This is a genomic window from Labrys neptuniae, assembly GCF_040797145.1.
Taxonomy (GTDB): Bacteria; Pseudomonadota; Alphaproteobacteria; order Rhizobiales; family Labraceae; genus Labrys; species Labrys neptuniae.
In genome coordinates, this window is record NZ_JBFNQD010000006.1 from 271,577 (window position 1) to 296,420 (window position 24,844).

The 24,844-nt window shown below is 61.3% G+C and carries 27 protein-coding genes and 1 pseudogene; 10 read left to right on the plus strand and 18 right to left on the minus strand.

Going from position 1 to position 24,844, the window contains the following annotated elements; translation table 11 throughout:
* Positions 1 to 33 precede the first annotated feature (33 nt).
* Both ABXS05_RS19225 and ABXS05_RS19230 read left to right on the plus strand, forming a co-directional pair.
* Positions 34 to 597 carry a GNAT family N-acetyltransferase gene (locus ABXS05_RS19225; protein ID WP_367625046.1) on the plus strand — a complete coding sequence of 188 codons (564 nt, stop codon included), beginning with the start codon at positions 34 to 36 and terminating at the stop codon, positions 595 to 597.
* A gap of 31 nt (positions 598 to 628) precedes the next feature.
* Complete coding sequence (locus ABXS05_RS19230) at positions 629 to 1,120, plus strand: GFA family protein (protein ID WP_367625047.1); 492 nt, start codon at positions 629 to 631, stop codon at positions 1,118 to 1,120.
* Positions 1,121 to 1,145: 25 nt separating this feature from the next.
* Here ABXS05_RS19230 and ABXS05_RS19235 read toward each other — a convergent pair whose 3' ends face one another.
* Complete coding sequence (locus ABXS05_RS19235; protein ID WP_367625048.1) at positions 1,146 to 1,607, minus strand: cupin domain-containing protein; 462 nt, start codon at positions 1,605 to 1,607, stop codon at positions 1,146 to 1,148.
* A 299-nt stretch (positions 1,608 to 1,906) separates the two neighbouring features.
* Here ABXS05_RS19235 and ABXS05_RS19240 point away from each other — a divergent pair, with 299 nt between their 5' ends.
* Together ABXS05_RS19240 and ABXS05_RS19245 are read left to right on the plus strand one after the other, a co-directional pair.
* On the plus strand, positions 1,907 to 2,116 hold the full coding sequence (locus ABXS05_RS19240) for a cold-shock protein (RefSeq protein ID WP_149250444.1): 210 nt from the start codon (positions 1,907 to 1,909) through the stop codon (positions 2,114 to 2,116).
* A gap of 1,130 nt (positions 2,117 to 3,246) precedes the next feature.
* Entirely contained in the window at positions 3,247 to 3,456 is a 210-nt protein-coding gene (locus ABXS05_RS19245; RefSeq protein WP_311932900.1) for a cold-shock protein, read from the plus strand.
* A gap of 587 nt (positions 3,457 to 4,043) precedes the next feature.
* Here the strand turns inward: ABXS05_RS19245 and rpsU (ABXS05_RS19250) are convergent.
* The 4 genes from rpsU (ABXS05_RS19250) to rpsU (ABXS05_RS19265) form a co-directional block, all read right to left on the minus strand.
* On the minus strand, positions 4,044 to 4,334 hold the full coding sequence (rpsU, locus tag ABXS05_RS19250) for a 30S ribosomal protein S21 (protein WP_311932898.1): 291 nt from the start codon (positions 4,332 to 4,334) through the stop codon (positions 4,044 to 4,046).
* Between the two features lie 120 nt (positions 4,335 to 4,454).
* Positions 4,455 to 4,940: a hypothetical protein gene (locus tag ABXS05_RS19255; RefSeq protein WP_367625049.1), complete on the minus strand. Its 486-nt coding sequence runs from the start codon at positions 4,938 to 4,940 to the stop codon at positions 4,455 to 4,457.
* A 152-nt stretch (positions 4,941 to 5,092) separates the two neighbouring features.
* The gene (locus ABXS05_RS19260) at positions 5,093 to 5,998 is read right to left on the minus strand and encodes a lysophospholipid acyltransferase family protein (protein ID WP_311932896.1); all 906 of its coding nucleotides are present in this window, start codon (positions 5,996 to 5,998) and stop codon (positions 5,093 to 5,095) included.
* A gap of 596 nt (positions 5,999 to 6,594) precedes the next feature.
* Positions 6,595 to 6,879 carry a 30S ribosomal protein S21 gene (gene rpsU, locus ABXS05_RS19265; RefSeq protein WP_311932894.1) on the minus strand — a complete coding sequence of 95 codons (285 nt, stop codon included), beginning with the start codon at positions 6,877 to 6,879 and terminating at the stop codon, positions 6,595 to 6,597.
* A 545-nt stretch (positions 6,880 to 7,424) separates the two neighbouring features.
* Here rpsU (ABXS05_RS19265) and ABXS05_RS19270 point away from each other — a divergent pair.
* Positions 7,425 to 7,904, plus strand: coding sequence for an SRPBCC family protein (locus ABXS05_RS19270; protein WP_311932893.1), 480 nt, complete (start codon positions 7,425 to 7,427; stop codon positions 7,902 to 7,904).
* 54 nt (positions 7,905 to 7,958) lie between these two features.
* Here ABXS05_RS19270 and ABXS05_RS19275 read toward each other — a convergent pair whose 3' ends face one another.
* Positions 7,959 to 8,540 (minus strand): dienelactone hydrolase family protein, encoded by a 582-nt coding sequence (locus ABXS05_RS19275; protein WP_311932892.1) that lies wholly within the window; start codon positions 8,538 to 8,540, stop codon positions 7,959 to 7,961.
* Positions 8,541 to 8,888: 348 nt separating this feature from the next.
* Here ABXS05_RS19275 and ABXS05_RS19280 point away from each other — a divergent pair, with 348 nt between their 5' ends.
* Entirely contained in the window at positions 8,889 to 9,947 is a 1,059-nt protein-coding gene (locus tag ABXS05_RS19280) for a histone deacetylase family protein (RefSeq protein WP_311932891.1), read from the plus strand.
* Positions 9,948 to 9,972: 25 nt separating this feature from the next.
* A complete protein-coding gene (locus tag ABXS05_RS19285; protein ID WP_367625050.1) occupies positions 9,973 to 11,280 on the plus strand; it encodes an MFS transporter in 1,308 nt (435 codons plus the stop codon).
* A gap of 83 nt (positions 11,281 to 11,363) precedes the next feature.
* Here the strand turns inward: ABXS05_RS19285 and glmM are convergent, their stop codons facing one another.
* Positions 11,364 to 12,704, minus strand: coding sequence for a phosphoglucosamine mutase (gene glmM, locus ABXS05_RS19290; RefSeq protein ID WP_311932889.1), 1,341 nt, complete (start codon positions 12,702 to 12,704; stop codon positions 11,364 to 11,366).
* A 214-nt stretch (positions 12,705 to 12,918) separates the two neighbouring features.
* Positions 12,919 to 13,290 (minus strand): annotated as a pseudogene (locus ABXS05_RS19295) (winged helix-turn-helix transcriptional regulator); the annotation flags it as partial.
* Positions 13,291 to 13,474: 184 nt separating this feature from the next.
* Between ABXS05_RS19295 and ABXS05_RS19300 the strand changes: the two are divergent.
* Complete coding sequence (locus ABXS05_RS19300) at positions 13,475 to 14,191, plus strand: SDR family NAD(P)-dependent oxidoreductase (RefSeq protein ID WP_311932888.1); 717 nt, start codon at positions 13,475 to 13,477, stop codon at positions 14,189 to 14,191.
* 66 nt (positions 14,192 to 14,257) lie between these two features.
* Here ABXS05_RS19300 and ABXS05_RS19305 read toward each other — a convergent pair whose 3' ends face one another.
* The 4 genes from ABXS05_RS19305 to mnmA all read right to left on the minus strand — a co-directional run bounded on the left by ABXS05_RS19305 (position 14,258) and on the right by mnmA (position 18,055).
* A complete protein-coding gene (locus ABXS05_RS19305) occupies positions 14,258 to 14,725 on the minus strand; it encodes a GNAT family N-acetyltransferase (protein WP_311932886.1) in 468 nt (155 codons plus the stop codon).
* On the minus strand, positions 14,722 to 15,759 hold the full coding sequence (locus tag ABXS05_RS19310; RefSeq protein ID WP_068297785.1) for a peptidoglycan -binding protein: 1,038 nt from the start codon (positions 15,757 to 15,759) through the stop codon (positions 14,722 to 14,724). Before ABXS05_RS19310 ends, ABXS05_RS19305 begins: the two co-directional genes overlap by 4 nt.
* A 16-nt stretch (positions 15,760 to 15,775) precedes the next feature.
* Entirely contained in the window at positions 15,776 to 16,765 is a 990-nt protein-coding gene (locus ABXS05_RS19315; RefSeq protein WP_311932885.1) for a flagellar motor protein MotA, read from the minus strand.
* A gap of 120 nt (positions 16,766 to 16,885) precedes the next feature.
* Positions 16,886 to 18,055: a tRNA 2-thiouridine(34) synthase MnmA gene (gene mnmA, locus ABXS05_RS19320; protein ID WP_367625051.1), complete on the minus strand. Its 1,170-nt coding sequence runs from the start codon at positions 18,053 to 18,055 to the stop codon at positions 16,886 to 16,888.
* A 305-nt stretch (positions 18,056 to 18,360) separates the two neighbouring features.
* Here mnmA and ABXS05_RS19325 point away from each other — a divergent pair, with 305 nt between their 5' ends.
* Positions 18,361 to 19,125 carry an outer membrane protein gene (locus ABXS05_RS19325; RefSeq protein WP_367625052.1) on the plus strand — a complete coding sequence of 255 codons (765 nt, stop codon included), beginning with the start codon at positions 18,361 to 18,363 and terminating at the stop codon, positions 19,123 to 19,125.
* Between the two features lie 127 nt (positions 19,126 to 19,252).
* On the plus strand, positions 19,253 to 19,768 hold the full coding sequence (locus tag ABXS05_RS19330; protein ID WP_311932878.1) for a prolyl-tRNA synthetase associated domain-containing protein: 516 nt from the start codon (positions 19,253 to 19,255) through the stop codon (positions 19,766 to 19,768).
* A gap of 263 nt (positions 19,769 to 20,031) precedes the next feature.
* On the opposite strand, the gene ABXS05_RS19335 is transcribed toward ABXS05_RS19330, so the two are convergent.
* The 6 genes from ABXS05_RS19335 to ABXS05_RS19360 all read right to left on the minus strand — a co-directional run bounded on the left by ABXS05_RS19335 (position 20,032) and on the right by ABXS05_RS19360 (position 24,611).
* Positions 20,032 to 20,625: a hypothetical protein gene (locus ABXS05_RS19335; RefSeq protein ID WP_311932876.1), complete on the minus strand. Its 594-nt coding sequence runs from the start codon at positions 20,623 to 20,625 to the stop codon at positions 20,032 to 20,034.
* Positions 20,626 to 20,734: 109 nt separating this feature from the next.
* Positions 20,735 to 21,106 (minus strand): hypothetical protein, encoded by a 372-nt coding sequence (locus ABXS05_RS19340; protein WP_202908557.1) that lies wholly within the window; start codon positions 21,104 to 21,106, stop codon positions 20,735 to 20,737.
* Between the two features lie 99 nt (positions 21,107 to 21,205).
* Positions 21,206 to 21,745 carry a hypothetical protein gene (locus ABXS05_RS19345; RefSeq protein ID WP_367625053.1) on the minus strand — a complete coding sequence of 180 codons (540 nt, stop codon included), beginning with the start codon at positions 21,743 to 21,745 and terminating at the stop codon, positions 21,206 to 21,208.
* A 222-nt stretch (positions 21,746 to 21,967) separates the two neighbouring features.
* Positions 21,968 to 22,558, minus strand: coding sequence for a hypothetical protein (locus ABXS05_RS19350; RefSeq protein ID WP_367625054.1), 591 nt, complete (start codon positions 22,556 to 22,558; stop codon positions 21,968 to 21,970).
* Between the two features lie 367 nt (positions 22,559 to 22,925).
* Positions 22,926 to 23,441: a hypothetical protein gene (locus tag ABXS05_RS19355; protein ID WP_311932872.1), complete on the minus strand. Its 516-nt coding sequence runs from the start codon at positions 23,439 to 23,441 to the stop codon at positions 22,926 to 22,928.
* 279 nt (positions 23,442 to 23,720) lie between these two features.
* Entirely contained in the window at positions 23,721 to 24,611 is an 891-nt protein-coding gene (locus tag ABXS05_RS19360) for a response regulator transcription factor (protein ID WP_367625055.1), read from the minus strand.
* Between the last annotated feature and the right edge of the window lie 233 nt (positions 24,612 to 24,844).

The following is a 24,844-nucleotide window of genomic DNA, read 5'->3' on the forward strand; positions in this document are numbered from 1 at the left end:
CGGCGATTTCATGGCAAAGCGAGATTTGAAATAATGATCGAAACACCGCGCCTTCTCCTGCGCAAACCCATTCTCGACGATTTCGAGCCCCATGCCGCGATGTGGGCAGAGCCGGAAGTCTACAGGTACATCTCGGGCAGTAGGCGCAGCCGCGAGGACATGTGGCAGCGTTTTCTCCAGGCCCACGGCACCTGGCATTTCTTCGGCTTCGGCTATTTCTCGGTGATCGAGAAGGCGAGCGGGCGCTATCTCGGCATGACCGGCTTCCAGGATGCCATGCGCGACATCGAGCCAAGCCTGGTAGGCTCGCTGGAGGCGGGCTGGGTGTTCGCCTCCCACGCCCATGGCCGGGGCATCGCTTTCGAGGCAGGCCAGGCCGCCTTCGACTGGGCGCGCGGCATGCATCCCGGCCGCAGGGTCACGGCGATCATTGCGCCTGAGAACACTGCTTCGATCCGGATCGCCCAAAAGCTCGGTCTCGAGGCCGGCCCGGACGTCACCTATCATAATTCCGTCGTTACGCTGTTCGAGGGCTGGCTGGGTGAGACCGATACCCCGGCTCGACATTCCAACGGCGGCGCAGTAGCAGGGGCGTAACGATCACAGCCATGGCCGGGAAGGTGCAAGCATGCCGAATCAACCGACACCGATGACGGGAAGCTGCCGCTGCGGGCAGGTCGAGTTCGAGGTTGCTGCTGCGCCTTTGATGACCATGGCCTGCCATTGCCGCGGCTGCCAGAAGATGACCGGGAGCGCCTATTCCCTCAGCGCGGCAATTCCTTCTGAAGGCTTTCGGGTCACCCGCGGCGAGCCCGTGATCGGTGCCCTGCATGGACCGACACGGCATTTCTACTGCGGCCATTGCAAGAGCTGGCTGTTCACCAGGCCCGAAGGCATGGATTTCTTCGTCAATGTCCGCCCGACCATGCTGGCTGAAGCGGTGTGGACGGAACCGTTCATCGAAACCTTCACCGCGGAGAAGCTGGCCTGGGCCTCGACACCGGCCCGTCATAGTTTCGAGCACTATCCGGCGCCCGAGATGTACCAACCCCTGATCGCCGAATTTGCCGAGCATATCGCCTTGCGTCAGGCGGATGAGGCGCCCGCCACAGGGCGTTGATCGATACCGGCGGCTGGGATTGCTTTCAGGTCTCGGCATAGGGCGTGCCGTCCTTGTGCAGGAAGCGACCGTCCGAACTGGGGCTCGTCATGTCGATGTCGGAGCAATGGATCACGTCGGCGGGCGAGCGGGAGCCGATTTCGAGATAGTGCGCCATGGCACCGGATCTGTTGATCATGTGATGGCCATTGCCCGAGTCCTTGGGAAAGGCGGCGCAATCGCCGGCACGCAGGATCGTCTCGCCGCCATCCTCGACGAGAGTCAACTCGCCTTGCAGCACATAGACGAATTCGTCCTCGGCCGTGTGCCAGTGGCGCTGGCTCGACCAGTTGCCCGGCGGCAGCTGCATGAGGTTGATGCCGAAGTCCTGGAGACCGCCGGCATTGCCGAGGCGTTGGCGGACCCGTTCCGCGCAGGGAGCATCGAAGGGCGACGGATAGCCTGAGCCTTGGTGCTTGGGGACGGTGGCAAGGTCGACCTTGGGCATGGCAAACTCCCGGGTGTCACGGCCGTCGGGGCGACGACGGCAGCAGGGCGGCCATCTTGCCTTTTCCAGGCTCTTGATCAAAGGGGGCATGGATGCCGCAGGTTCAGGCGCGGTGAGAAGCCATTGTCACTTGCGGCTTGACGGGCTCCGACGTGCGGCGCACACTGATGAAGTCGATTATGGCCGGTGACCTCGATCTTCAGCGGCCAATAAGCCCTTGAATCAGCCAGCCTTTCACCGACGTGATTTGGCATGGTCTTCCACCTGGAAGGTGCGAAGGAAGTTAAGAAGGGCACGATATGAGCACAGGTACTGTGAAGTGGTTCAATTCCACCAAGGGATATGGATTTATCCAGCCGGACGACGGAACACCAGACGTTTTCGTACATGTGAGCGCTGTGGAGCGTGCGGGTTTGCGGGAATTGGCGGAAGGCCAAAAGATTAGCTTCGAGTTGGTTCGTGACCGCAAGACGGGAAAATCTTCGGCCGGCGACCTCAGGGTAGGCTGAACTCGGTAGGTTGCTGCGGGTGCTTGATGACATTGCCTTCGACAATTGCTCATCAGGCCTAGCATCCCAAGTGAGAATTCTTGCTCATCGTCATTGGCGACGAGGAATGTCGGCCGCATGAAAGTATCAAAATAGAGGCAGACATGATGCGGCGGGCCTTAAGCTCGTCCGCAAGTCTTTCTACCCCAAAACTCAAGGCATTCCACTTTCCTGACCTACTTCGTCGCACGCCGAAATCCGATTCAAGAGAAGATGGGGCGTCAGCGTCGAATCCATTCCAGAACACGACCGAAACAAAGGACAGGGGATGGGTATACACACTTTCGGAATTGGCGATCTTGTTATCTTGAAGCTTGCTCCCATCCGTCAGCAAGACAAGGCTTATGAAATTATCCGGCTGTTACCAGCTGATGGATCGGAGCCCATCTACAGGATCAAGAGTATAGGGGAGCCTTTTGAGCGGAGGGTCCGGGAGTCCGAATTGAGCGCCATGAAGATCGTCAATCGACTCAGCGTATTGCCGTCCCCCTGATCCATTGGGCCAGCCGCGCCAAATAGACCGGCTGGGGGCATTTCAATGCCATTCAGCGAATCCCTCGATTTATCGGACGCGCCGCCGCATATCCGATGGATGTACTTGGACTGGTCGCAGGGATTCGCTCTCTCCCGGTGGGAGTCGGCCAGGGGGGATGCGAACCACTGAGCCTCTGGCCGGAGCTACCCTTGTATGGCGGTCATTCCCTGTATCGGCCTTCCAGTTTCAATGCCAAAAGTGCTTGGGGCTTTATCGCGAACATGCGCGGTAATCTTGGCAAGGACATCGCAGGGCTGCCGGCCTTTGCTGCCTTCCGCAGGGCAGGTGAATAGCGCGAGGGCGCCCGATCACCGCAATCAGATGATCATGCCGAAAAAGCAAGATAATTCCTTCATGCGGCCTTTCAATAAAAAAAATTTACGCCTATATTTTTTTGAAAATTTACAATATATATAGAGAATTATCGATCTTGCTGATGAATTCCCAGGCAATTTCAAATTGCCTTTGACGATTCCCTCCGACAATTTCGGTAGAAATTTAGCGCCTGCTGCATCAACGCGGCAGGTTTATCTATGTCGATTGAAAGGAAATCGTCGTGAGCACGGGTACTGTCAAATGGTTCAACTCCCAGAAGGGATATGGCTTCATCGCTCCTGAAGATGGCAGCCGGGACATTTTCGTCCATATCAGCGCCGTCGAGCGGGCTGGCATGTCGGACCTTCGCGAAGGCCAGAAAGTCAGTTTCGACGTCGTCACGGACAGCCGCAGCGGCAAGGCCTCTGCAGACAACCTGCAGACCGTGTAGAACCAGCGTCTGCAGTCTTTGACCACGGATGTACCGGCATGGTCTGTTGAGGCGCTCTGAAGAGGCCGGGTTCACACCCGGCCTTTTTTGCATCGGCCAGTAAAATGACCATCAACTCCCTCGGCGCCTCATCCGCCATCCGGTAGCATCATTGGTTTGGTCATAAGCCACGCCAAGAAGAATGTCGGTCGTCACGGGTACTTTGAGCTTGGCCAAGTGCATGCTCGCTTCATTGCCCGTGCAAGGCCATTGGATCGAGTAGCGATCATCGTTCCTCACCACGAGCCCGACCGGCGGCCAATCTCTCTCCTCGAGAGCCCATAAGATCACCATCGCTTCGCTCCGATAGGATTCCCCGATCAGGCTGCCATCAAAGGACCAGTCTTCCAGTTGGCACGATAGCGGCGGGCATGGCCAATACACGCGACAGAGGATAACAGGCCTCGCCGTCGCCTTTCCCTGGGCGTTGCCTGAATTGGGAAGTGGAACAGCCATCTGCGGTCCACTTGCCCAAAGCGATATAATCGTTGCGAAACATTCCCTTGCAATGACAGCGCGGTTCATCGCAAGGGGGAAACTGAAAGATGTCAGGAAACCTGAGCGGGCTTCGCCGGTGAAGGGGCTCTCGCTGGACCGCTGCGCTTAGCTGCATTTTCACGCGGTTTCGGAGGCGGGAGAAGCCCCTCGCGCTGAGCTTGTTTGCGCGCGAGCTTGCGAGCCCGGCGCACCGCTTCGGCCTTTTCCCTAGTCTTCCTTTCGGACGGTTTCTCATAGGCCCGGCGGCGCTTCATCTCGCGAAAGAGGCCCTCTCGCTGCAGCTTCTTTTTGAGTACGCGTAAGGCCTGTTCGACGTTGTTGTCCCGCACCAGCACCTGCAATGAGTCATCTCCTTTTTGGTTGGGTAGACATGGGAGCAATCTCGAACATCGTTCATTGCTCCAAAAGCTCGATCTATTCGGTGTTGTGTCGATCGGATTTGGCCGTTCAGAATCAAGCCGTCAGGCGCGCGCTATCTCATGCTCTTTGACTGCGCGCAGATGCCGCTCACTCTTGCTCCTGATGCGATAGGCCGGCTCGGCATTTTCAACGGGAAGGATATTGACGATCTCGTAATACCCACTCTGCCCCACCAGGCCGGGACGCAAATAGACGACGGTGTCGCCGATCCCGAATTTGTGACATGTCGGGCCGGGCTCCCCACTAGCCGAACGCGAGGTGTTTTTGGCACCGGCTTGAACGGCATGCTTTCCCTTCAGAGGATAGTGTTCATCGTCATAGAGAGAGCGAATGGCGGAGCCTGTGTATTCGCTCGTGTCTGTGTGAATAGAGACCCCGTTAAGATTGGCCCCATACTCGTCCACGGCAAATTTTACGGCAGAGGCGAGGCTGTCAAACCGGCGATATTTTACAGAATTTCGAGTCCATCCAGTGGACTTTGATTTTACAAAAAGCTCAGAAGGAATGCAAAAATCCAATTTTGACATATGTCAAACTATCACTAAATTCCAGATTTGTCATTATATATCTAAAATTAAGATAGAATGGCGGCGGGATAAATTTACGGTTTCTTTGAAATATTGAGCGTCTGCACCATCCTACCAATTGCGACCGCCCTCGATGAAGGAGCGCCAGGTGTCTAGCCCCAGCGGCGGTGCGCCCACATCCATTGCTCGGGATATTCACGCACCCATTTTTCGAAGAGCCGATGAATCTGGTGCGTTGCCGCGTCGATATCGGCATTCCGATCGGCGGTGCGGGGCATGTCGAGAATCTCGGCCTCGATCCGAAAGCGCACGCCGCGCGTACGGATGACGCGGGCCGCGACCAGCAGCGCATCGCTTCCCCTGGCAAGCAAGGCCGGAAAGGTGGTCGAAGGGGCGGGCCGATCGAAGAATGGCACGGAGAGCCCATTGCGGTCGCGCAGATCGGCCAGCAATGCGATGGCACCCCCGCCACGCACGATGCGCAGCAGCTTCTTGCCGGTATCCGCGCCCTTGACGAAAAGCCCGCGCGGATAGCGGTCGCGGCGCACCAGCGCGACATAATCGTCGACTTTCGGATTTTTCATGCGCTGATAGACGCCGGCGACCTTGATGCCATTCGTCACCGTCGGGATGACCACGAGTTCCCAATTGCCGGTATGGAGCGAGACGAAAACCACGCCCTTGCCGCTGGCCTTCACCGCCTCGATCAACGGGCCGCTCGCATCCTCGACCCGTCCGGCCTTGACGATGCGATCCACCATCAGGCTTTCGGCGAATGTTCGTCCCAGATCCATCCACATGGCACGCGCCAATGCGTCGATCTCGGCGGCGCTCTTTGCCGGATACGCCGCGGCGAGGTGCTGCAAGGCGCGCTCGTGGCGGCGCAGTCGCGGCGCGACCAGGCGCCATAGGGACCCCATGGCCCAGGAACCGAAATCGAGTGGCAAGAGGTGAAGCAGGCCCACAAGGCCGCGCAGCAGGATATATTCGGCGGCGTGCTTGGTGTTGCGCCAGCTGCGCCCTGTTTCCGACGGGATCACGTTGGATATATCTGACAAATTTACCATCATCGTAACCGATATCGCCGGTTCGACCGAATGTCGCGGCGACGCATCAAGGTCGTGGGCCCGAATCTCGGCTGTGGAGGATGGTGAGGCCACCAACCTTGCCTATACCGGCATCTGCGCCCGAGGCCTGTTCTTTCGGGGACTCGGCGCGGACCCGGCGCCCAGACCACAGACGGCCAGCCCTCCACCTGGAGGACCATCCGAGATTTGCACCCCTTCCCAGCCTACCTCATGGCGATCGCCGCGTCGGCCTCGTCCGCGTGGGCCTCAAGGAACTTTGACCCGGCTCCGCCATCGCACCCGCGCCTTGCCTGGAAGCCCGCAGTTCATGTTCCCGAGCCACTCTTTCGCGGGAATCCGCCACGCCCTTGAGCCTGTAAGCGGGCTCGGGGCCGTCTGCGGGCATTTGCCGGGTTACTTGATAGGGGCCTTCCTCGTGCCTTGAGATGGACGAATGAAGGGTGACGATATCGCCGACCTCAAACGCATGCTTCATCACTCACTCCTCCTTGGATGTTCTGGAGGTGTCGGGAGGCGCTCGCCGTGCCGCCAATATCGCGATCCGCGACGCGTCGAGCCGGCGACAATCAGGTCCTGGTGACGGTCGGGGGTGCACTCCTGGGTGGGCCTCCCCGTCCTCGCGACTGAGCCTTGGGCTTGGGGGCGGGCAGAAGGCCCTCGCGCTGGGCTTGCTTGCGCGCGAGCTTGCGCGCGCGGCGGACTGCCTCCGCCTTCTCGCGCACCTTGCGCTCGGACGGCTTTTCATAAGCCCTGCGCAGCTTCAGCTCACGAAGGACGCCTTCGCGCGCCAGCTTGCGCTTCAGGGCCTTGAGCGCCTGTTCAATATTGTTCTCACGAACGAGTATCAGCATACGAACTCCAAATACCAAAAACAAAAGGGCCGAACGCATCGCCGGCCCAAAGATGAATCGTAACCGTCTTGCACCAATCAACCGTTCTGATCGGTCGGGACTGAAGGCGGCGGGCACCTTTCCCTATTGCCAGCCACGGACTTACCCATCCCACGGCGCGCTACGGCGGGGCCGGGAGAAGAGTTGCAGTTTCCTGGAAAAATCGCAGCCTGCAGGCAGGATGCTGCAAGAGCTTCGGTCAATCCGCCGATCGTGGAGCGTGTCTCAATCAGGCCAGCATCTCACGCACTGGCTCCGCTCCAATTTTTGGAGTTGTACACCATTCACTGTGGGATAGCTAGGATCGGATGACCGCACGGTTCGATACATCTTGTCCGCCGGCCGTCCAGGATTGACCTGGGCTTCACAGGTCGATCCTGAATGGCGGGCATGGCGTTGGAAGGGGTGTGGGCTGAAACGCGCCGAATCCCGCCATGCTTGTAACTCACGCCGTTCGCCGGGCCTTCCTACAATCCCGTCATCGAACCAAGCAACGGGAGACAGCCATGACGGATCGCAGCTACACCACCAGTTTCACGGTCGACCAGACGCCGGCGCAGGCATTCGCCGCCATCAGCAATGTGCGCGGCTGGTGGTCGGAGACCATCGAAGGCGAGACCAGCCGGGTCGGCGAGAAATTCAAATATCGCTACGAGGATCTGCATCGCTGCGAGATCCAGGTGCGAGAGTTGATCCCGAACCGCAGGGTCGTCTGGCACGTCCTCGACAATTATTTCAGCTTCACGCAGGACAGGTCCGAGTGGAAAGGCACCGACATCCTTTTCGAGATCGCCAGGAAGGGCGAGCAGACCGAGGTCACCTTCACTCATCTGGGGCTCGTGCCCGACTATGAATGTTATGACGCCTGTTCGGACGGCTGGCACACTTATGTCAGTGGCAGCCTGCGGGACCTGATTGCCACCGGCGCGGGTCGCCCCAATGTCGGCGAGGCCATCACGGAAAGCGAGCAGCTGCTGACCCGCTGAGATGCGGTTTGGCCGGTTCTGGAGCAGGGCGCGTTCCCATTGGCGCGCCTTGCTCTAGATGCGGTCGAGGAAATCGAGCACCCGCCGAGTGAGCAGCCGCGTTGCATCCGCGTCGAAGGATGGCAGCGAATTGTCGGCGAAGTAATGCTGGTCCCCCGCATAGAGGAACAGTTCCGCATCCTCGGCTTTCCCGACGATCTCGCGCGCCGCCTGGATGTCGCCTTCGCCGACGAAGATGGGATCCCGGTCCATGCCGTGGATCTGTACCGGAACGCCCTGCGGCCAGGGGCCGAACGCCCATTCGCCGCTGATCGGCAGGCAGGAATAGAAGAACAGGGCGCCTCGGGCGCCCGGGCGCGTCTGCGCGAGCTTCTGGGCCGGCACCACGCCGAAGGAAAAGCCGGCATAGACCAGGTCCGAAGGTAGGCCGTCGGCGCAATGCTCGGCACGAGCCCGCATGGCGTCGAAGCCGACCTCATTGATATGAGCGAGGCCTTCCTCGATGCTGGCGAAGATGCGCCCGCCGAACAGGTCCGGTGCATGCACGCGATGGCCGGCGGCACGCAATGCGTCGGCGAATGCTCGCACGCCAGCGGTCAGGCCCTGGGCATGGTGAAACAGCAGAATCTCGGCCATCGTCGTTCCCCGCTGCCTGTGACGCCGCCAGCTAACCACGCCAATGTTGCAAATTGAAGGTCCTGCAGAACAGCGCTCCTCTCTCGCAGCATTCACGAGGGCGTCGGTGAATGTGGAACCACCGACTGCAATTCCGGCATATTCCTTTCGCCAGTCCAATTCACAGGACCGGCAGCCGGATGGGTGGCATTCTCGCCAGCTTCTGCAAGATTGGGGCAAAGTTCGATTCATCCGAATCGTATTTTTCCTCTGACTTATTGTTCTGACGCATTTTCTCAGCCGAAAGATCGGCCGGCTTTTCTGGAAAATGCTTTGGGGCCTCGCATTCGTTGCCCGGAGTGTTGCTCGATGAAATTGTTCTTTTCCGACAGGCAGATGGCCCATCGGCCGACCCAATACATGATCAATGGTCGTATCGGCAGCGCCCTTGAAAATCCCGAGCGCGCGCAAACCCTGGTCGGGTCTCTCACGGCGCTCGGTCTGACGCTCGAGGAGCCGAAAGATGCGGGTCGGGCGCCGATCGAGGCCGTACATGCCGGCCATTATGTCGACTTCCTGGAGACGGCCTATCGGCGCTTCCAGGAACTGCCCAATGCCGGGCCCGAAGTCCTGCCGGCCGTCAGCCCCTATCAGGGCGCCGACGCGGCCTTCCGCCCGCGTCCTGCCCCGCGCCCGAAGGGCATTCTCGGGCAGACGGGCTGGTACATCAACGGCCTGTCCAATGCGATGACGGAGCACACCTTCTCCTCCGCCTATCTGTCGGCCCAGAGCGCCGTGGCGGCCGCCGACGATCTCATCGCCGGCGCCTTCGACAGCTTCGCGCTTTGCCGCCCGCCGGGGCATCACGCCTATGTCGATCGCGCGGCCGGATTCTGTTTCTTCAACAATGCCGCCATCGTCGCCGAGCGGCTGCGCGCCCGCTATCAGCGCGTGGCCATCATCGATTTCGATACCCATCATGGCGATGGCACGCAGGCGATCTTCTACAGCCGCGGCGACGTCTTCTTCGGCTCGACCCATACGGACCCATCCAGCTACTACCCCCATTACACCGGCTATGCCGACGAGACGGGTGAGGGCGCGGGCGTGGGAACCAACCTCAACCTGCCCTTGGCCGAAGGCAGCGGCGACGAGGCCTTCGTCGAAGCCAACCGGGCGCTGGCCGCTGCCGTGACGGCGTTCGGGGCCGAGGCGCTGGTGGTGTCCGCCGGCTGGGATGCCCATCGCGAGGATCCGCTGTCCAAGCTGGCCGTGACCACCGCCGCCTATGAGGCGATCGGTTCCGTCTGGGGTGCGCTGCCCCTTCCCGTCGTGATCGTACAGGAGGGCGGCTATTCGCTCAGTGCGGTGTCGGAAGCTGCGCCGCGCTTCGTCTCAGCGTTCCGCACGGCCCGGCCGTCACGCTGATCCAGAAATCGAGACGAGGACCATCATGACACAGACTGTGACAGCCGGCGCCCAACAGGCGCCCGAGCGCCAGCCGATCCGTGCCGCACTCGGCGCCTTCGTCGGTACCATGATCGAATGGTACGATTTCTACGTCTACGGCACGGCCGCGGCGCTGGTCTTCGGCGATGTCTTCTTCAAGTCCGAAGATCGCTTCATGGGCATCATCGCCTCGCTCGGCACCTTCGCTATCGGCTTCGTGGCCCGTCCTGTCGGCGCCCTGCTGTTCGGCCATTTCGGCGACAAGGTCGGGCGCAAGAACTCGCTGATCATCACGCTCCTGCTCATGGGCGGGGCAACCGTGCTGATCGGCCTCTTGCCCGGCTATAATTCGATCGGCATCAGCGCCGCCATCCTGCTCATCGCGCTGCGCCTGATCCAGGGCGTTGCGGTCGGCGGCGAATGGGGCGGTGCGGTGCTGATCGCCGCCGAGCATGCACCGCCGAAGTGGAAGACTTTCCTGGCCTCGGCCCCGCAATATGGCAGCCCGATCGGCCTGATGCTGGCCGCGCTCGCCTTTCGCACGGTCTCGGATCTGCCGCGCGAGGATTTTCTCGCCTGGGGCTGGCGCATTCCCTTCCTGGCCAGCGCCGTGCTGATCATCGTGGCCTTCGCCATCCGCGCCGGCATCAAGGAGAGCCCGGAACTGATCAAGCGGCTGCAGGAAGCGCCGCAGGACGACATCGTGCCGGCCAAGGAGATCTTCCGCACGCGCGGTTATACGCTCCTGCTCGGCATGGGCCTGTGCCTGCTCGGGGTCGCCGGCTTCTACTTCCTGACCACGCTGATGACGACCTTCACCACCGAGTCGCTCGGCATCTCCAAATCCGACATCCTGAACGTGATCTTCTGGGTCGGCGTGCTCGAGCTCATCGCCTTTCCGTTCGGCTCCTGGATTGCCACCCGGTTCAACGAACGCTTTTTGCTGGTGGCGATGTCGGCCGCTGCCTTCGTCTTCGCCATCCCGATGATGATGCTGATCGTCACCGGCGATCTCGGCAATATTCGCATCGGCATCCTGGTCGGCACCTTCTTCGTCGCCGCCCATTATGCCGTGATGGCGCCTTTCCTGACACGCGCCTTCCCGGTGCATCTGCGCTATACCGGCATTTCCCTGAGCTCGTCGCTGAGCGGTGCCATCTTCAGCGGCCTGACGCCCGTCGTCGGGGTCTGGCTGGTCAAGACCTATGGCGTGCAGTGGCTGCCGCTGTCGCTGCTCTTCATGGTGATCGCCGGGCTTACTCTGCTAGCGAGCCTGTTCCTGCCCATCGAAGAGGAGCAGGTCCGGTCCTGAAGGCGCTTTGGGGGGCGGGTCTTCTGACCCGCCTTTCCGGTGAACGCGATGTTTCGAGCGGGTCGGAAGACCCGCTCCCCGACTCACGCTGCCTTGGTAATGGCCTCGATCACCTCGTCCACGGCAGTCTCGACGCTGACGCGGTCGTCGCCTTCGGCCATGACGCGGATGACCGGCTCGGTGCCGGAGGGACGGATGACCAGGCGGCCGCTGTCTCCGAGCTGCTTGCGCGCGCCCTCGATTGCCTTGGCGACCTTGGGATCATCAAGCACCTTGCCGCCACCCGTGCGCACATTCTTGAGGATCTGCGGCAGCGGGTCGAAGCGGTGGCAGACCTCGCTGACCGGGCGATCGGCCTTCTTGAGCACCGCCAGCACCTGCAAGGCGGCGACCAGGCCGTCGCCGGTGGTGGCGAAATCGGACAGGATGATGTGGCCCGACTGCTCGCCGCCGACATTGTAGCCCTGCGCCCGCATGCGTTCGAGCACGTAGCGGTCGCCGACCGCCGTGCGCTCGAGCTGCAGGCCGAGCCCGCCGAGATAGCGCTCCAGGCCGAGATTGGACATCACCGTGGCGACGATGCCGGGCTGGGTGAGCTTGCCCTCGTCCTTCCAGTCCGAGGCCACCACCGCCATCAACTGGTCGCCGTCGATGACGTGCCCCTTCTCGTCGACGATCACCACGCGGTCGGCGTCGCCGTCGAGGGCGATGCCGATATCGGCACGTAATTCGCGGACCTTGCGGGCCAGGGCATCGGGTGCAGTGGAACCGACATCCTTGTTGATGTTGTAGCCATCAGGCTCGACGCCGATCGGAATGACGTCCGCCCCGAGTTCCCACAACGCTTCCGGGGCGACCTTGTAGGCGGCGCCATTGGCACAGTCGACCACCACTCTGAGGCCATCGAGGCGGAGCTGGCGCGGCAGGGTGCGCTTGGCGAATTCGATATAGCGGGCACGCACGTCGTCGATACGGCGGGCCCGGCCGAGATCGCGCGAGCCGGCCAGGCGCGAGGACAGGTTGGTGTCGATCAGCGCCTCGATGGAGCGCTCGGTCTCGTCGGAGAGCTTGAAGCCGTCGGGACCGAACAGCTTGATGCCGTTGTCGTCATAGGGGTTGTGCGAGGCGGAGATCATCACGCCGATGTCGCAGCGCAGCGAATTGGTGAGCATGGCGACAGCCGGGGTGGGCATCGGGCCCAGCAGCATCACGTCGACGCCGACGGCGGTAAAGCCCGCCACTAGCGCATTCTCGATCATATAACCCGACAGGCGGGTATCCTTGCCGATCACCACGCGATGACGGTGCTCGCCGCGCTGGAAGGCGAGGCCGGCCGCCATGCCGACCTTCATCGCCAGTTCCGGCGTAATGACACTGTTGGCCCGACCGCGAATGCCATCGGTGCCGAAATATTTGCGACTCATGCGACAACCCCAAGATTTTCCGGCACGATTATGCCCGAAATCATGCGGAAATTTGCTTCAAAAAATGTTTTCAACCGTAACAGGACACCTGTGCCGCCGGCGAGCGGGTTGGCTCCTGCGCACCTGTCTTGCCGCACGCTCAGCGAGGGCGAGCCATGGCAGTGCCGACATGGCCGGCGGCGGGAATGAGCGGGGGCCCTGAGGGCGCTTCATGGCTTTGGTCATATTGCGCGCGTGCCTGGTCGATAGCCTGGCGGTTGATATAGGCCCAAGCGACCAAGGCCTTGGCCGCGGGGAACAGGCCGCGGCCAACCTCCGTCAACTCATAGTCCACTCGCGGTGGGATCGTCGCAAAGGTCGTGCGGGTCAGCAAGCCATCGCGCTCCAGCCCGCGCAGGGTGAGTGTCAGCATGCGCTGCGAGACACACCCGATCCGTCGCTTGATTTCGTTGAAACGCAGCGGGCCGTCATTGAGCTTTGCGATGACCAGAAGGGTCCACTTGTCGCCAACCCGGTCGAGGATCTCGCGGAACGGTCGGCAGGTTTCCTCACTGGGTTCAGGCAGGTCGATGTCACTCGGTATCACGCGTGTGCCTTCTTGCGGCGTGGAAGTCGGTCTTAATAATAGTCTTGGTCACAAAGAAATACCAATCCGGCCGGCGCGAAAGCCGGCGTTAGCGAGGGCGGTGCACCACCGCTCGCGCCAACCCGTTTGCGTGCGCGCCGGAGCGATGCCGACCGAACCAACGTGTAAAATGAAGGATGTTTGGATGACCAAGACAATTGCAATCTTCGGAGCCGGTTCAGGGCTTGGCACGGCCGTCGCCCATCGCTTCGGCAAGCAGGGTTACAAGGTCGCGCTGGTGGCGCGGCGCCGGGAGCCTCTCGACAGCCTGGCCGCCGATCTCGGCAGCGGCGGTATCGAAGCGGCGGTCTTTACCGCCGATCTGGCCCATTCCGGCAATATTGCTGCGGTGGTTTCTGCGATACGGCATCGCTTCGGCAGCATCGATGCGGTCTATTATGCACCCGTTTCGGTCATTCCGTTCTTCCCGGCCCAGGAACTGCCAGTAGAGGTCTTGCGCAACCATATGGAGCTCTTCGTCTATACGCCCCTCGTGCTGGCACAGGCCGTACTGCCCGAGATGCTCGACCGCGGCGAGGGTACCATCCTGATGCCGCATGGCCTGTCAGGCCATACCGCTTTTCCCTTCATGAGCGGGCCTGGGCCGGCGGCGGCGGCTTTGCGCAACTTCCTGCAAAGCCTGCATGGCGAGGTGGGTGCCAAGGGCATCTATGTCGGCATGCTGTGGATCGGCGCACTGATCCAAGGCAGCGAATTCCATCGGCAGCATCTCAAGAACGAAGCTGGCGGCCAGTTAACCGGCGAGTTTCCGCAAGCAAGGCCGGACGAACTCGCCGATATCCTTTGGGAACTCGCCACCAGGAAGGATCGCTTCGAAGCCGTCTATCCGCCGCAGAGCTGACGAGCCTGCGCTGTACCTATTGCGGCATGTCCCGGTGAGGCCGGGACATGCCCGATGCCGAGACGACTATCGCCGCCATTCATAGTCGAAGGTCGGCAGGCCGGAGGCGGGGTTGACGCCGCTGCCGATGCGCTCGAAGTCCTCGCGCTCATAGAAGCGGATCGCCCTGTCGTTGAAGGCATTGACGGTGAGGCGCAGGACGGAGCGAGCCTGCTGCTTGGCAAACAGCATCAGCAGGTGAGCGGTGCCGCTGCCCCGTTCGCTGGATGGCAAAGCGATCTGTTCCAGTTCCAGCACGTCGCTTGCCTTCTGGATCAGCACCAGCATGCCGATGATCGGGCTCGCCCCGGCGTCCTCGCGTGACGCCACGAAGATCTCAGCCTGAGATCCCTGCCAATGGGCCCACATTCCAGGCCAGCGCGCCTGGTAGTCGAAGGCGGGATAGGTTTCCTGCCAGGCTGTGCACCACAGCGAGCATAGAGCGGGTTGATCGGCTGCGCCGGCCCGGCGCAGCGTGACGGCGGTCATGCTCATCGCTCGGTCAGCTTCAGCTCGATGCGGCGGTTCTTCTTGCGCGCCTCGTCGGTACCGGCGGTATCGATCGGCTGGAATTCGGCAAAACCGGCTGCGACGAGGCGCTGTGCCGGGATCCCCTTCGACATCAGATATTGCACAACGGAGATGGCGCGGCTGGATGACAATTCCCAGTTGCTCGGAAATTGCGGCGAGTTGATCGGCCGGTCGTCGGTGTGGCCGTCGACGCGCAGCACCCAGGGAATATCGGTGGGAATCTTGTCCTGCAGGTCGAGGAGGGCGGCTGCGAGCTTGTCCATCTCGGCCTTGCCCTCGGGCTGCAGCGTGGCCTGCCCCGCCTGGAAGAACACCTCCGACTGGAAGACGAAACGGTCACCGACGATGCGGACATCCGGACGGTTGCCGAGCACTTCGCGCAGGCGCCCGAAGAAGTCGGAACGGAAGCGGGAGAGTTCCTGCACGCGCTGGGCCAGCGCCGCATTCAGGCGCGAGCCGAGATCGGCAATCTTGGTCTGGCTCTCGCGGTCCTTGGATTCGGAGGCGTCGAGGGCCTGTTCCAGCGCGGCGATCTGGCGGCGCAGGGCCGAGATTTGCTGATTGAGCAGTTCGACCTGCGCCATCGCCTGGTCGGAAATGCGCTTCTGGCTGTCGAGCTCACCCTGGATTTGCGCGACCTGTCCGCCCTGGGCGCTGGCGGCTGCGGCATCCTTCTGGGCGTCGTCGAGCAGGCCCTGCAAGCGCGTCTTGTCGGCATTGGCCTTGTCGAGGCCGCTGGTGAGTACCGACAGCTGTTCCTGGGCGTTGCGGCCATTGGTGCGTTCCAGCGCAAGCAGCTGCGACAATTCCGCGATCTGGGCATTGAGCCGGTTGAGCGCCTCGTCCTTGCCGGTGACTTCCTGGGACAGGAAGAACTGGCCGAGCACGAAGATCGACAGGATCATGATGATGGACAGGAGCAGGGTCGACAGGGCGTCGACGAAGCCCGGCCAGTAATTGATGCCCTCGCCGCGACGGCGGCTGCGCCCAAGCGGCATTACTCTGACTCCGGCATCAGTTCTTCTCGCGCTCTTGCGTCAGGCGCTCGAGCACGCTCTTGATGTCGCGCTGCTGTTCGGCCTGGCTTTCGACCCAGTCGCGGATCATCTGCTGCTCGGAGCGCATATGCTGCACCAGGCCCTGGATGCCCTCGGCGAGCTGAGCCATGGCGGCGGTGGCATTGCGGCCGGAACCGGCCTCGCGCGAGCCGTCGGCCATGCGCTCGATCGCCGATTTGATGGCTGCCATCTCGCCGTCCGAGCCGCCGCGGGCCAGGCCTTCGGCCTCGATGTCCGTCACGGTGGCGGCGAGCCAGTCCTCGAGTTCGGTATAGAAGCGGTTCTGGGCCTGCCCGGCCTGCAGGTCGAGGAAGCCGAGGATCAGCGAGCCGGCAAGGCCGAACAGCGAGGACGAGAACGACACGCCCATGCCCTTGAGCGGGGCAGCGAGGCCGCTTTTCAGGCTTTCGAACACGGTGCTGGCGTCGCCGCCGCCCACCGACATGGAATTGATGACGTTGCCGACCGAACCCACGGTCTCGATCAGGCCCCAGAACGTGCCGAGCAGGCCGAGGAAGACCAGGAGACCCGTGAGATAGCGCGAGACTTCGCGCTGCTCGTCGAGGCGCATGCCGATCGATTCGAGGATGGAGCGCAAAGTGGAGAGCGAGATCGAGCGCCGGCCGACCTTGTCACCCAGCAATGTCGCCATCGGTGCCAGCATCACCGGCTGGTCCCGAAGCTCCAGGCCGGGATCGCGCAGGCGATAGGCATTGACCCAGCGCACTTCCGGCAACAGGCGGATCACCTGGCGGAAGCCGAAGACGATGCCAAGCAGCAGCGTGAAGATGATCAGGCCGTTGAGGCCGGGATTGGCCATGAAGGCGATATAGAGCTGGCGATAGAGCACGGCGGTGACGCAGGCTGCCAGCACCAGAAAGATCAGCATGCGGATGAAGAAGATCCGGGGGGAAGACAGCTTGTAGGGATCAAGGTCTCTGGCCATCGCACCACGCCGTTTCAACAATCCACACGCGAACCCTCGACAGGAGGGCTCTCCTTTTCGGCCAGAGCTTAACGCAATGCAAGGACCGAAAGCACGCGCTCAATGGCGCGCCGGGCCGGATCAGGCTGCAGCGGTCTGGCCGCCATAGGCGAAGACGGTCTGCGGCCGTGCGCCCCGAATGAAGCCGCCACCGAGCACGCGGGCCTGGCCATCGGCGTGGTCGTAGAACACGGCAGCCTGTCCGGGTGAAACACCGTCCTCGGCTTCGGCAAGCTCGATCGTCGGGCCTTCCGGACCGAAATGCAGTAAGGCCGGCTTGGGCGCGCGGGTGGAGCGCACGCGCACCGCGATCTCCAGGCCTTCGGAAGGCAGGTCTTCAAGCGCGCCGTCGCCGATCCAGTTCACATCGCGCAGGGCGACATGGCGCGTCGCTAGTGCTTCGCGCGGGCCGACGATCACCCGTGCCGCCTCGGCATCGAGACGGATGACGTGCAGCGGTTCGCCGGTGGCGATGCCAAGGCCCTTGCGCTGGCCGATGGTGTAGTGGATGACGCCCTGGTGCTGGCCGAGCACGCGGCCGTCCAGATGCACGATTTCGCCGGGAACGGCGGCACCGGGCTTGAGCTTCTCGATCACCTGGGCGTAGCGGCCCGACGGCACGAAGCAGATGTCCTGGCTGTCGGGCTTGGCCGCTACCGACAGGCCGAAACGCTCGGCGGCCAGGCGGGTTTCCGGCTTGGTCATCTCGCCGAGCGGGAAGCGCAGGATGTCGAGCTGCTCCTTGGTGGTGGCGAACATGAAATAGCTCTGGTCGCGCTCGGCGTCGCGCGGGCGGAACAGGCCGCGCCCTCCGGGCACCGCACGGCTGGCAACATAATGGCCGGTCGCCAGCACGTCGGCGCCGAGGTCGCGTGCCGTGCCGAGCAGATCGCGGAACTTGACGCGCTGGTTGCATTCGACACAGGGGATCGGCGTCTCGCCGGCAACATAGGAATCGGCGAAACGGTCGATCACCGCCTCCTTGAAGCGGCTTTCATAGTCGAGCACGTAATGGGGAATGCCGATGCGGTCGGCGACCTCGCGCGCATCGTGAATGTCCTGGCCGGCGCAGCAGGCGCCCTTGCGATGGACCGAGGCGCCATGGTCATAGAGCTGAAGCGTCACCCCGATCACGTCATAGCCCTGCTCCTTGAGAAGAGCGGCACAAACGGAAGAGTCGACGCCGCCCGACATGGCAACAACGACACGGGTGTCCTGCGGCCGGCGCGGCAGGTCGAGCGAGTTCAACATGGCATCCTTCCGTCCATCAGAGGGTCAAGGTCTCTGCGACGGCGCTCCTTTACGCGATTTTGGCCGCGAGGGGAACGCCGATGTTCGAACGAAAGCCGCCGGGTGCGGCGCTGCCGATGTTTGTTCCTATCTTACTCTACGTAATTATTTTGTGCCATTTGGGGCGTTAACTATAATTATTAAGTATATCTATTATGGATTGCTCAATAAAAAAACCGGTGTTGCATTTATGTCATAGGATTTCATGTAAAGGCGGTGCTATCAGGCGTTCGAGCGTAACAAGTGCCAAGTGCTGGGGTATTAAAATGCAAATTCTTAGGAATGCTCTGCTTGCGGGCGTCGTCATTCTCGCGCCGGCAGCGGCATTCGCCGCCGACCTGGCGCCGCCGCCCGTCGAGCCGGTCGCGCCGGAAATCGTGCCATCCTTCACCTGGACAGGCTTCTATGCCGGTCTGAGTGCGGGCTATGGCCGCGGCAATCTCGACACGGATCTGAAGGCGGTGCCGACTGCGACGGCAAATGATCTTCCTACGGCGCTTGGCTTCGGCCTGAACGGTGGTGTGGCTCGCGTCAAGGATACCGCCAATGGCTTCGTCGGTGGCGGCCAGATCGGCTACAACTACCAGCTCGATCCGCATTGGGTGATTGGCGCCGAAGCCGACCTGCAATATGCCGGCCTCGATTCCAAGAAGACCTTCATCGGCGACCAGAACATTCCGGTGACCGTGAAGACCGAGCTCGACTGGTTCGGCACGGCCCGTCTGCGTGCCGGCTACGCCTTCGACAATGTTCTGGTCTACGGCACCGGCGGCCTGGCCTATGGCCATGTGAAGTCGAAGGTCACCACGGGTGGCACCAACCTGTCCGGTTCGGAGACCAAGTTCGGCTGGGCCTTGGGTGCCGGTGCCGAATATGCGCTGACGCAGAACTGGACGATTCGGGCCGAATATCTCTATGTCGATCTCGGCAAGGCCGAGACGATCAAGGCCAACAGCGACATTGCCCAGGTTACTGCCAAGGCGGACGTCTCCGTGCATACGGTGCGTGCCGGCGTGAACTACAAGTTCTGACCGGAGCTTCGCTGCCGCGCCAATTCTCAGGGCTCCGCATGGCGGGGCCCTTTTACTTTGGCCGGTCAGCCTTGCGCCAGCCGGCCCGTCGTTCTAGTCAGGGGGCCTTTCCAGGAGACCCCGAACCATGCCGGCCACGCCTGACGACCTGTTCGCCTTCTTCGCCAAGCTCGGCATCGCAGTGACGACCGTCGAGCATCCGCCCCTGTTCACGGTGGAGGATTCGAAGGCGCTGCGGGGGCAGATCGCCGGCGGTCACACCAAGAATCTCTTCCTGAAGGATCGCAAGGGCCGGCTGTTCCTGGTGGTGCTGGAGGAGGATGCCAGCGTCGACCTCAAGCGCATCCACGAGATCATCGGTGCTCAGGGCAAGGTGTCCTTCGGTTCGGCCGAGCTGCTGACGCAGGTCTGGGGGGTGTTGCCGGGCGCGGTCACGCCCTTCGGCGCCATCAACGATACCGAAGCGCAGGTGACCGTGGTGCTCGATCAGGCGTTGCTCGAGAATGACAAGCTCAACCATCATCCGCTGGTCAATACGCAGACCACCACGATCGCCCGCGAAGACCTCATTGCCTTCCTGCGCGCGACCGGACACGAGCCCAGGATCCTTGCCGTCTCGCAGCCTCAGCAGGCGGACGCCTGAGGCCGAGCGCGCTTCCATCGATGCGCACCTCGCTCTGATTCCAGGTCTCGAAGATGCTGGGTCTCGAAGATGCTGGCGCATCCGAGGCTCGAACACCTGGCGGCATCAGGCGTCCTGTCGAGGATTCGGCGAAAATCATCAGAAGGCACCAAGAATCAAAAGCACCCAGAGCCACTGAACATGGCTCTGGGCACAAGCCCCGACATCCCGTGCCGGCGCATGGTGTGGAAAGCCCGTCGGGTTGCCGACGGGCATGATCCCGTTCAGTCGAGACAGCCGCGGAAGATGTCGTATCTCATACATTTGCGGCGAGGCGCGTAGGCGGTTTGGGTCGCGGTAGTCCCGCGGGCATAGCGCTGGGCCGGTTGCTGCACGCCGGCTACGCCAGCCGATGGTGCCGCCCTGGGGCCGACCTGGCAACGAATGCCTTCCGTTGCCAGGGCACCGGCAACATCGGCATCATAGCACAGCATCTGGGTAGCGGCCCTGCGATAGCCCATGGCCTGAAGGGTGCGGGCGTAGAGGCGGATATTGCAGCCCTGGTCGAGCTTGGTGGTGCCGAAGCTGAAGCCGAAGCCGGCGCCCGAGCCGCCGACGCTGACACTGCCGAGGCAGGCTTCGATGCCGGCCGCCGCGAGGCCCGGGGCAAACGCCGCGGGAGCCTGGCGTCGATCGCGATTGTTCAGCGTGGCGCCGCCGACATTGCCTGTGATGTTGCCATTGCCGTTGCCATTGCCGGATCCGTCGCCGGAATTATTGCCGTTGTTAGTTCCGTTCTGGGCCTGTGCCAGCGAGGCAGCGGTAAGGAAGATGACGATGGTGAAGAAATAGACAATACCCTTCGCAAGCGATTTCATATGCGTTCCCCCAAACACAAACACGCCCACAAACTTTTGGAAAGTCTATGAGGTGTACAGGAGGCTACGCTACAAATGTGATTTTCGCAATGAATACAATATTTTATCGCTAAGGAACCTGACGGGGAGTAATGCCGCAGCGTTGAAGTTCTTTCATGAGGCGCTTGTAGTCCCAGCTATACGTTGCCTCGTTGTGGTTTTCGTTATTGTCACTTGTGAAGCAGTTTCCGTTTCCGTTACCAGAATTGAAATTGCCGTTATTGTTTCCTTGATTGAAATTTCCATTAAAGTTGCCGGTATTGCCGTTGCCGTTGTTGTTTCCTCGCCCAACGCTGTATTGAACAAGGATAACATCATCTCTCCGCAGTATCCGGATTTGAGATGCCCCGTGCTGCGGGCCTGGGACATGGCAGCGGGAAAGCGCCGGAACCTGGGGGGTAGGGGGAGTCTGCCAACAGCCGATATCGAGGTCTGCGATCATGGTTGCATTCCTGTGATCAGGGACGGCGTGGTTCAGTATAAACCATAAAGGCCGGACCGACCCAGCAGTCGATCCGGCCGAAGCTGCCTCGGCAGCCTCCTATGGGTTGCCGTTTCCGTTGCCGTTGAACGAACCGACGTTTCCGTTGCCGTTGAACATGCCACCATTGTTGTTGCCGTTCAGCGCGCCGATATTGTTGTTGCCGCTGGTGGAACTGGAGTTGCCGCGGCCGTTATAGGCGCCGATATTGCCGGTGCCGCCATTGCCGTAGCCAATATTGCCGTTGGCGTCCGGCGCGCCGTTGCCGTTGGCATTGCCGTTCAAGGTGCCGGTATTGGCATTGCCGTTGTAGTTACCGTTGCCGAGCCCGTAATTGCCGTTGCCATTGCCGTTGCCGTTGGCGAGGCCACTATTGGCGTTGCCGTTCCTATTGCCGCTGAAGCCGCCCCAGTTGCCGTTGCCGTTGCCGTTGCCGTTGCCGATGCCGGTATTCATGTTGCCGTTGGCATTGCCGTTGCCGACGCCGACATTTCCGTTTCCGTTTCCGTTTCCGTTTCCGTAACTGAAAGCGTGAGCTGCGGAGATCGAGGTGCAGGCGAGCGCGGCGTAGAGGGCCGCATGGAACACGGTGATTCTCATGGTTCTACCTTTCCTGGACTGGGTTCGGGAAAGGCATTGCCTTCCCATTGTGGTCGTCGGATTTCCGGAAAAACTGGGAGCGCGTGGACATGCGATCGACCCCGTCCCGCGGCGATGGGCGCCGGGGGACTAAAGATGGGGCTTTGCCGGGATCACGTGCCTCGGGCGATCGTCCGGCGTGCCTTCAGGCCGAGGAAGGCGCGCCGTCTCGCGTCCTTCGGCTTACCGCGAGGTGCAACCCAGGTTCTGGATATTGCAGCTTGAGGGCAGGGCCTGATTTCTGGGCGACGCGCTGGTTGCAGTGACCTTCACGCCGGCGGGCGGATCCGGGTCATTGGGATCACCCATGCCGTAATTGCCGTTGCCGTTCATGTTGCCGTTGCCGACGCCGGTGTTGAAATTGCCGTTGTAATTGCCGTTCAACGTGCCGGTATTGAAGTTACCGTTCAGGTTGCCGTTGCCGATACCGGTATTGCCGTTGCCGTTATAGTTGCCATTGTCGGTTCCGGTGTTGCCGTTGCCGTTCATATTGCCGTTGCCGGTCCCGGTATTGCCGTTGCCGTTCATATTGCCGTTGCCGGTCCCGGTATTGCCGTTGCCGTTCATGTTGCCGTTGCCGGTTCCGGTGTTGTTGTTGCCGTTGCCGTTGCCGTTGTTGGTGCCGGAATTGCCGTTGCCGTTGCCGTTACCATTGCCGGTTCCGCTGTTGCCATTGCCATTGCCGTTGCCATTGCCGAATCCCGCATAGGCGCTGAGGACCGGGGTGCAGACCAGTGCCGCACTCAGCAGCAGCCGCGTGAGGAGGGTGCGCATGATACTGTCCTTTCTTGCGACTCGAAAAACAGCCTGGCCCCGGAGGCCGGGAGGCGTGTTCAATGATCGGGCGGTGCGGTCTGTCGCTGCCGCGGCCCGTCCATGATGCAATCTGACTGGACCTGCACGGAGCGTTCGAAGCGGTTCGTCCGTCGGATCGAGCCGCCTGATGCCGGGCCGGAAAGGCCTGGATGCGGGATCCTCTTCCGTCGGCCGTCCGCAGGACGCTACGCCGGAGCAGGGAGGGAGGAGGAGTGCCGCATCCAGATTTCAGAGCTCGAGCAGCGAACGCTGAACGCCAGGGGAGGCGGGAGCTGACCAGTGGCTGGGAGGAAAGCCGGGCCAGCTCCCTGAGAGCAAGCAAAGCTTACTGGTTGGCGTTGCCGTTGCCGTTGCCGCTGAAGGCGCCCCAGTTGTGGTTGCCGTTCACGTTGCCGTTGCCGATGCCGTAGTTGGCATTGCCGTTCACGTTGCCGTTGCCGAAGCCGAAGTTGTGGTTGCCGTTGGCATTGCCGTTGCCGAGGCCGACGTTGCCGTTGCCGTTGGCATTGCCGTTTCCGATGCCGGCGTTGCCGTTGCCGTTGCCGTTTCCGTTGACGGCGCCGGCATTCCCGTTGCCGTTCAGGTTGCCGTTGAGGGCGCCCCAGTTGCCGTTGCCGTTGCCGTTGCCGTTGAAGGCGCCGGTATTGGCGTTGCCGTTGCCGTTGCCGTTGCCGAAGCCGACATTGCCGTTGCCGTTGCCATTGCCACTGCCGACGCTGAAGGCCATCGCGGCGCTGGAAACGCTCAGGATCAGGGCGGATGCGATGAGAAGCGATTTCATAATGGTCTCTCCACTCAGTCTGTCTTGTGAGGTGCTTAAGGCTGTAATCAGCAGAAGCATTTGCTTTAAGCCCGCGGTGATTACAGTTTTAAGCTTATTGATTTTTCAGTGTAGAGAAACTTGTCTATTGGAATTAGTACAAAGGGGTATTAAATCAAGGGCGATATACTAAAAATTGATTTGGGCATGCCAAATATTGCCGCGCAGCGACGCAAATACGCGCCATGCAGCTCAAAAGCCCCGGATTGTTCGAGAGGAAATTTTCAAGGCGTGGAACGGCTGGATCAGAGTTCCCCAACACACCCAGCTCGGTCCATCGGACGTCTTTTGTGGCCGTCGTCAGTAGGCGATGGCAGGAACGGCCATTTGGCTGTCTTCGCAATCGGGCCCGATCATCATGGTGGTGCCGGGTGCGCGCATCTGGCTGCCGCACATCAGGGCGACTTCGGTCCGGTTGCGCAGATGGAATTTGCGCATGATGTTGCGGATATGAACTTTTGCGGTGCTCTCGGAAATGTTGAGGGCATGCGCGATGATCTTGTTCTGCTTGCCCTTCTGGAGCAGGCTGAGGACGTCCATCTCGCGGTCGGTCAGGCTGAGATGGATGTCGGAACGCAATTGACGTTCGGGCCGCGGTTTGGGCGCGCTCAAGGACGGTTCCGTAAACAGGGGAGGCGCGCTCGCATAGGAAATTGGCTGAGAAGCTGCTTCCTCACGTGGTGGCAGCGACAGGCCCTGCCGGATCGCACTCACCATGGCATTGAAGCCCATCGAAGCTGTGATCCAGCTATGAACGCCGGCCTCGTCCATCAATCGTCCGATTGCAGGATCGCTGTTGTCGGTAACCACCAGCAGGGGCAGCTTGCCGATACGGTTTTGCAATTGCTGAATGACGAAGTTGATGAAGAGCGGGTCCGTGCTGCGCTGTACCAGGCTCAGTATGGCGAGCGAGGCTTGTGTGCCACCTTCTCCGGGAGCGCCCATGATGCGGACATCGATATCGTCGGCCGCCTCCTTGAGGGCATGGGAAAAGATCTCGCCCAGCAGGGGACGGCTCTCGATCAGCAAGACGACTTTGCGGTCCACAACAGGCAACGCGCCTGGCTCCGTTTGTCTATGATCATGGCAATCCAGCATGTCATTGCAGGTGACGTGGTGACTCATGATTTGGCCTCTTGAAAGTTCTGGCGTTACTTCCTCTACAAGTCTTCTTGTGGGTTGGGCCTTCACCCTAATACGTCGTTAGGGTGTTAGCCATTACACCTGTGTGGCTGTTCTGCGTTGCCAACCTGCACGGTCGGTTGTCGCACGCAGCCACCTTCATCGGCCGCCACGAAATTCTTTGCCGTGGGGCTCGAAAAGTAAAACGATTCACGAATAATAGGATGCCAGAATATTGATTATCGCGATGTGCCATTTATCTCACAGAAACGACTATTCGCGAAAGTCTTTTGGGATTAATC

What these genes read in the sequence shown, in the direction of transcription:
- ABXS05_RS19270 (WP_311932893.1), top strand. Translation starts at nt 7,425, where the DNA reads ATGACGGATCGCAGCTACACCACCAGTTTCACGGTCGACCAGACGCCG.
- ABXS05_RS19330 (WP_311932878.1), top strand. Translation starts at nt 19,253, where the DNA reads ATGCCGGCCACGCCTGACGACCTGTTCGCCTTCTTCGCCAAGCTCGGC.
- ABXS05_RS19315 (WP_311932885.1), bottom strand. Translation starts at nt 16,765, where the DNA reads ATGGCCAGAGACCTTGATCCCTACAAGCTGTCTTCCCCCCGGATCTTC.
- ABXS05_RS19345 (WP_367625053.1), bottom strand. Translation starts at nt 21,745, where the DNA reads ATGAGAATCACCGTGTTCCATGCGGCCCTCTACGCCGCGCTCGCCTGC.
- mnmA (WP_367625051.1), bottom strand. Translation starts at nt 18,055, where the DNA reads ATGTTGAACTCGCTCGACCTGCCGCGCCGGCCGCAGGACACCCGTGTC.
- ABXS05_RS19305 (WP_311932886.1), bottom strand. Translation starts at nt 14,725, where the DNA reads ATGAGCATGACCGCCGTCACGCTGCGCCGGGCCGGCGCAGCCGATCAA.
- ABXS05_RS19235 (WP_367625048.1), bottom strand. Translation starts at nt 1,607, where the DNA reads ATGCCCAAGGTCGACCTTGCCACCGTCCCCAAGCACCAAGGCTCAGGC.
- ABXS05_RS19340 (WP_202908557.1), bottom strand. Translation starts at nt 21,106, where the DNA reads ATGATCGCAGACCTCGATATCGGCTGTTGGCAGACTCCCCCTACCCCC.
- ABXS05_RS19355 (WP_311932872.1), bottom strand. Translation starts at nt 23,441, where the DNA reads ATGCTTCTGCTGATTACAGCCTTAAGCACCTCACAAGACAGACTGAGT.
- ABXS05_RS19325 (WP_367625052.1), top strand. Translation starts at nt 18,361, where the DNA reads ATGCAAATTCTTAGGAATGCTCTGCTTGCGGGCGTCGTCATTCTCGCG.
- ABXS05_RS19310 (WP_068297785.1), bottom strand. Translation starts at nt 15,759, where the DNA reads ATGCCGCTTGGGCGCAGCCGCCGTCGCGGCGAGGGCATCAATTACTGG.
- ABXS05_RS19285 (WP_367625050.1), top strand. Translation starts at nt 9,973, where the DNA reads ATGACACAGACTGTGACAGCCGGCGCCCAACAGGCGCCCGAGCGCCAG.
- ABXS05_RS19275 (WP_311932892.1), bottom strand. Translation starts at nt 8,540, where the DNA reads ATGGCCGAGATTCTGCTGTTTCACCATGCCCAGGGCCTGACCGCTGGC.
- ABXS05_RS19300 (WP_311932888.1), top strand. Translation starts at nt 13,475, where the DNA reads ATGACCAAGACAATTGCAATCTTCGGAGCCGGTTCAGGGCTTGGCACG.
- ABXS05_RS19230 (WP_367625047.1), top strand. Translation starts at nt 629, where the DNA reads ATGCCGAATCAACCGACACCGATGACGGGAAGCTGCCGCTGCGGGCAG.
- ABXS05_RS19335 (WP_311932876.1), bottom strand. Translation starts at nt 20,625, where the DNA reads ATGAAATCGCTTGCGAAGGGTATTGTCTATTTCTTCACCATCGTCATC.
- ABXS05_RS19280 (WP_311932891.1), top strand. Translation starts at nt 8,889, where the DNA reads ATGAAATTGTTCTTTTCCGACAGGCAGATGGCCCATCGGCCGACCCAA.
- ABXS05_RS19255 (WP_367625049.1), bottom strand. Translation starts at nt 4,940, where the DNA reads ATGTCAAAATTGGATTTTTGCATTCCTTCTGAGCTTTTTGTAAAATCA.
- ABXS05_RS19350 (WP_367625054.1), bottom strand. Translation starts at nt 22,558, where the DNA reads ATGCGCACCCTCCTCACGCGGCTGCTGCTGAGTGCGGCACTGGTCTGC.
- ABXS05_RS19225 (WP_367625046.1), top strand. Translation starts at nt 34, where the DNA reads ATGATCGAAACACCGCGCCTTCTCCTGCGCAAACCCATTCTCGACGAT.
- rpsU (WP_311932894.1), bottom strand. Translation starts at nt 6,879, where the DNA reads ATGCTGATACTCGTTCGTGAGAACAATATTGAACAGGCGCTCAAGGCC.
- glmM (WP_311932889.1), bottom strand. Translation starts at nt 12,704, where the DNA reads ATGAGTCGCAAATATTTCGGCACCGATGGCATTCGCGGTCGGGCCAAC.
- ABXS05_RS19240 (WP_149250444.1), top strand. Translation starts at nt 1,907, where the DNA reads ATGAGCACAGGTACTGTGAAGTGGTTCAATTCCACCAAGGGATATGGA.